The sequence below is a fragment of the Salinicola sp. 4072 genome (genome assembly GCF_036663415.1).
GTDB lineage: Bacteria > Pseudomonadota > Gammaproteobacteria > Pseudomonadales > Halomonadaceae > Salinicola > Salinicola salarius_A.
Genome location: NZ_JAXOVV010000053.1, coordinates 1 through 5745 on the forward strand (window position 1 = coordinate 1; position 5745 = coordinate 5745).

Here is a 5745-nt window from a genome sequence, read left to right on the forward strand (position 1 = left end):
GTTTAGGGGTCTCCCATGGAGAGCGCCGGACGACGGGTGGCCGCCCCCGTCATCGTCAGGCATCTATCCCGAAACCCCAGCCCACAAGGCTGGGGTTTTTTTATGTCCGCAAGAAACGTCACGGGCCACCCAGCCTGTCATAGCGGCATCGCGATGACTTGGTGGCCTCATGGCGAAGCCCGTATGGGTATGTGGATAAGGGTGAGCTTGAAGAGAGCCCTCCGTTACTTCGCTAGCGCCATTCTTGATATCTCATGGCAAGGGACGGAACCCCTTGACGCCAGAAGCAGACACTTTTGCCCATTTTCGAATAATTAGGAGAAATTAGGGAAGGCTGCTTTGAAGTTGGCTGATTCCGCAATCTGTGGCTATGGTTGTTAGGGCAAATACATGGAAGCAGTTGCTCAGGAGAATGCGAGATGCGCACTGACCTATTGAAAAAAATGGCAATGGCTATGCTACTGGGCCTGATGGCATTTGGCGTTGTGGCTTGCGATAACGACGAAGGGCCAGCAGAGGAAGCCGGAGAGTCGGTCGATGACGCCGTGGACAACGCAGGCAGCACGATGGAAGATGCTGGCGAAGACATTCAGGATCAGGCAGAGGATGCGCAGAATTAATTCTGTCATGGTGCCCGCGTAGGGTGAGAGGAAAAACTCTGCGTTTATCACCATGGTTTACCTGAAAACTAATCAGGCGATCATGGCGAAAAGGCCCGAGTGCCGTGCTTACGGCGCTCGGGCTTTTCATTGCTATCGATATGAAACGTCTAATAGTTGAGTATCGAGATAGCCTTGGCCTTCACTATCACTATTTCGCAATAAAAGAACGGGCGGTGATGTCCACGACACCACCGCCCGTTAATCCTTTATAACACTTATTTTATTACCAACTCCCCGCACGGATTTTATCCCGACAGGGAGTGGTGCTGGCTAAAGCCATTGATCAGCTATCGTCACTTTTCGGGAGTGCATAGGCGATCACATAGTCACCGGAAGGGGTTTCCATGAAGTGGTGCCCGGTGGCGACGATAACGACGTACTGACGTCCATTGGCTTCATACGCCATCGGGTTGGCTTGGCCGCCCGCCGGTAGCGGAGCCTGCCACACTGTCTTGCCACTTTCGATGTCGATGGCACGAATGAGATCGTCAGTCGCGGCAGCAATAAAGATCAAGCCACCAGCGGTCACCACGGAGCCGCCATTGTTGGGCGTGCCGATATCGATGGGTAGCCCTGAACGAATGCCCCACGGGCCGTTGGCACGGGCCGTGCCTAGCGGCCGATCCCATAGCGTATCGCCGCTGGCCAGATCGATGGCGCGGATATGACCATACGGCGGCTGCTTGCAGAGCATGCCGGTGTAAGGCACACGCCATCCAGCGTTGACGTTGATCGCATACGGCGTATTGGCCTGCGGATCACCGGCACCCTCGGCGCCACCACTATCTTCCTGCTGTTCCTCGCGGGGCACCCAGCCCAGTTTGTTGGCGACGTCACGCGGTACGAGTTCGTTGTAGTTGGGCATGTCGTTGTAGTTGGCAATGATGACACCGCGACGCGGGTCGATCGCCACGCTACCCCAGTCGGAGCCGCCGTTATAGCCGGTGTACTGGATCCACGGCTGCTCGGCGGTCGGCGGGGTATACATGCCCTTCCAACTGGCCTGATGATACTGAATGCGGCAGAACAATTGGTCGAATGGGGTCATGCCCCACATATCCTTCTCGTCGATGTCCGGCTGACGCAGTGTTGCGTAGAGCGAGAAAGGTTGCGTCTTGCTGCGCTGCTCCGGCTCGGCGCCGCCCTGGGGAACCGGGCGCTCTTCGGCGCCGCCGCCCAGCAGCTCACCCGTCTCACGATTGAAGACGTAGATCTCGCCCTGCTTGGTCGGCATGACCAATGCCGGCACCTTGCCATTGTCGGTGGGGAAGTCGATCAATGTCGGCTGTGAGCCCGGATCGTAATCCCAGACGTCCTTGTGCGCCGTCTGGAAATGCCATTTCGGCAGGCCGGTTTCGACGTCCAGGGCAATCATGGAACTGGCCCACTCGTTTTCCTCGGGCGTTCGCGAACTGCTCCAGTAATCGCCAGCGCTGTTGGCCATCGGCAGATAAACCAGGCCGAGCTTGCTGTCACCGGCAGCGGTCGTCCACATGTTGGGAGAGCCGCGCACATAGGTTTCATCGCCGCTCAGGGGTTCGCTCTGATCCGGACGACCAGCATCCCACGCCCAGAGTAGCTCGCCGGTTACGACGTCATAGCCCTTGATCACGCCGGAGGGCGGATAGCGACGCTGGCCATCCAGGACCTGGTGACCCGTGACGAGCACGTTGCGCACGACGACAGGCGCTGAGTTGATGGAGACATACCCTTCCGGCGTCTCGCCCATATTGCGCTTGATATCCACCTGACCATTGTCACCGAAGCCGGTGCACGGTTCGCCGGTCGCGGCATCGACTTCGATCAGGCGGCCGTCAAGGGTGCCCGAAATGATGCGCGCCTGGCAGGACTGGTCGTCATTCGAAGTGACGGCCATCTGGTTCTGCGATGCCTCGCTGTCCGGCGCCTGGGCTTCATCGTTGCCTTGTGGCTCGTTTGCTGCCGTGGACTGGCTCGGGTCCGCTGATTGACCCGCGTTCGACGATTGATCTTCCGGCACTTCGTAATACGTCACGCCGCGGCATGCAGCCGTGTAGGGGATGGCGTCCTCGGAAACCTGCGGATCGTAGCGCCAGTTCTCCTCGCCGGTGGCAGCGTCCAGGGAGATCAGGATGTTGCGCGATGTGCACAGAAAAACATCGTTCCCGATTTTCAGCGGTGTGGTTTCCGCGCCCCAGCGATGATCGAGAATGTCACCGGTACGATACTGCCAGGCCACCTGCAGGTCGCCGACGTTATCCGGCGTGATCTGCTCGAGAGGCGAGTAGCGCGTGGCCGCCGAGTCACGACCATAGGCGGCCCAGTCGCCCGGAGCCGGCGTATCGGCTGGCTGGGCGTTGCCGACATCCGTCGATAGCGATGCATCGGCTATCGCAGGTACATCCTCGAGATGCTCGTAGCCGCGGTTGGGAAGGAACGCTAGCGCGCCGGCCACCACCAGGCCCAGAAACAGGACGCCTGCCAGCGAGAATCCGGCCTTGCGGGAGGGGCCGTTCTTCAGCGCTGGGGTAACCAGCGCGACCAGAATGGCCAGGATCAGCACGATATCCAGCCGAGGAATCCAGCGCCAGTAATTCAGCCCCGATTCCCAGGCCGCCCACAGGAAGGTACCGATAAAGACGATCCCGTAAATAACGGCGCCGGAAATCTGGTTGCGAAACAGTTGGATGCCAGCAACCAGCATCAGCACACCGGCGATAAGGTAGTACCAGGAACCGCCTAGCGTCGCCAAGTAAGCGCCGCCGGCTCCCAGAGCCAGACCAACGAGCGCAACAATGATTCCGACGAGCTTGGCAAAAATGCCCCCTGCACCGCCGGAAGAAGTCGTATTGGCCACTGTATTCTCCCTTGAATGATATTTGATGTTAGGTTGGTCATGCTCCGAAGCGACCAACTGCCTGATGCGATAAGCTGTGGCATGAAGTAAGGGTAGTCACGGTCATCCAAGCTGGCGATCAATTCCGTCCGAAACCCAATCAGTTCCTTGCCTGCAACTTCTCCGAGGCGCCTCTCCCATACGACAAAGGTTTAAGGACCGTAACAGATTTGTTACGGTAAAAGCGAAGCAGGCTAACAATAGCTCCTAACTGCTTCCTTATCAAGACCTTAGAATTCGTACAAGGGAACGACAACGTGACTTCGAAGACCTTCAAGTCCCTCGGTATTGCCGTGGGCATGATGACGTGCGTCCCGTCAGCACTGGCGCAATCCCCTCAGGACAGCGAAGCCATTCAACGCCGGCTCGATGCGTTGCAGCAGCAGGTTCAGCAACTGCAGCAGCAATTGGCGGAACAGCGGGCCAGCCAGCAGGCAGATAGTGTTCAGACTCGTCAGATCGCCGAAGAAAACCGCTCCCTGCTGGACGAGGTGGGTACGCCACAGTTCACTGGGCTCGTCGAACTTGGTTACACTTTCAACGACTGGGACGAAGCCAGCAAGGACACCACGGGCGACGTCGATTTCGGGAAATTCATTCTCGGGATGGACGGTGGCGAAGGGCCGCTGTCGTACTCTTTCCAGTACCGTTTATACGACGACTACAATTTCCTGCATCACGCCTGGGCGGCCTATCAGTTCAGCGATAACGACAGTGTCAAGCTGGGGCTGTTCCAGACGCCGTTCGGCAACATGGATTACGGCTATCTCGGTTGGTACGGCACGCTGCCGTATCTGGCCGGGTTCAATGACAACCAGAATGCCGGTGTTGCCTGGAATCACAGCCAGGGCGCCTGGGATACCAGCCTGGCCTTCTTCAAGAGCGACCAGCTCGGCGACGAGAACGATCATTACGGCGCCAATCCGATTGGCAGTAGCGATCAGGGCAATACCGAAGAGAACCAGCTTGCTGCCCGCATTGCCTACACCTTCAATCAGGGTACGGATTACACCACCGAGGTGAACCTGTCGGCCAAGGGCGGTCAGCTCTATAACAACCAGACGCACGAGAGTGGCGACAGCTGGGCAGTCGCACTTGGCATGGATGGCAGCTACGGCAACTGGATGACACAGCTCCAGGCCACGACCTACGAGTTCAATGCCGAGAACCCGGACGAGTCGGTTTCCGGCATTTCCGATAACGTCATCCAGATCGGCGCGTTCAACTTCAACTATCTGATCCCGGCCGAGGGCGAGATGTACTCGGCGAGTCTGGCTTACAGCATGGACGTGGACTGGGGCGCGATCGAGAATCTCTACTTCTACAACGATTTCAGCTATATAGATCCTGCCGACGACTATTCCGCGATCAACGGCGGCTTCGGCGATATGGATGATCCGATGCTCAACGACCTGGGCATGAAGATCACCGCCGGACGCTACTATGCCTGGTTCGATATCGTCACCAACAAGAACGGGCTTAACTACTTCGGCTCGCCGGTCGACGATGGTTGGCACACCAGCTTCCAGACACACGTCGGCATCACTTACTGAGCTTTCGAAAGTCTTGCCTGATCAAGCACCCGGCATCGTTGTCGGGTGCTTTTTTATTTCTGCACGATTCCTGCACGACGCGCTGCCCATCCACGCCATGCCTTGATGCCAAGGGTTGGAATAGCGTGAACAGGGGGTAGGCAAGTTCGCCGGACATGCTCTTGTATATTTTATACAAACACCCTAGTGTCTACGAAAAGCATAGTGTCGGAATGTAATCATCCATGGCAGGATGACTTCGACGCTGCTGTCGATGTGGCTCGAATACGGAAGGGCGCCCGCCCGACCCCTTTGCAGTACGAATAAACAACAATCGCTGAAGGGAGTAATCGCTGTATGGGTAAATTCCTCGTAACTATTCAGGTCACGCTGCCTGATCCAGGCCGTCCCGACGCATGAATTCGGGCACTTCACCGGCAAACAACTGTTCTAGTGCGGTGTGCGCTGCCAGGCCCTGCTTGACCGCCGTCGAGAGGAAGCTGCGCATCCGGCAGAAGATCTCGGCACCTTCCCAGGAGCGGAAACAGCCTGAAATCTTCTGCTGGACCTTGGTCATCCGCAGGTCACGCTCCCCTTGGTTATTGGTGAAGGGCGCGGCGGGGTCGTCGAGGAAACGCAGCACGTCGTCCTCGTACGCCTGGAGACGTTCGAGCAG

The 5745-nt window shown here is 57.8% G+C and carries 4 protein-coding genes; 2 read left to right on the plus strand and 2 right to left on the minus strand.

All coding sequences use genetic code 11. The features are described from left to right. The first annotated feature begins 419 nt into the window (after window positions 1-419). A complete protein-coding gene (locus R3F72_RS18215; RefSeq protein WP_087718319.1) occupies window positions 420-620 on the plus strand; it encodes a hypothetical protein in 201 nt (66 codons plus the stop codon). A gap of 325 nt (window positions 621-945) precedes the next feature. Here R3F72_RS18215 and R3F72_RS18220 read toward each other — a convergent pair whose 3' ends face one another. After that, window positions 946-3498 carry a membrane-bound PQQ-dependent dehydrogenase, glucose/quinate/shikimate family gene (locus R3F72_RS18220; RefSeq protein ID WP_332780441.1) on the minus strand — a complete coding sequence of 851 codons (2553 nt, stop codon included), beginning with the start codon at window positions 3496-3498 and terminating at the stop codon, window positions 946-948. A gap of 296 nt (window positions 3499-3794) precedes the next feature. Between R3F72_RS18220 and R3F72_RS18225 the strand changes: the two genes are divergently transcribed. Next, entirely contained in the window at window positions 3795-5090 is a 1296-nt protein-coding gene (locus tag R3F72_RS18225; protein ID WP_332780442.1) for a hypothetical protein, read from the plus strand. Window positions 5091-5454: 364 nt separating this feature from the next. On the opposite strand, the gene R3F72_RS18230 is transcribed toward R3F72_RS18225, so the two are convergent. Further along, window positions 5455-5745, minus strand: a 291-nt coding sequence (locus R3F72_RS18230) for an IS66 family transposase (protein WP_332778557.1), incomplete at its 5' end; no start/stop codon positions are given.

What these genes read in the sequence shown, in the direction of transcription:
- R3F72_RS18215 (WP_087718319.1), top strand. Translation starts at nt 420, where the DNA reads ATGCGCACTGACCTATTGAAAAAAATGGCAATGGCTATGCTACTGGGC.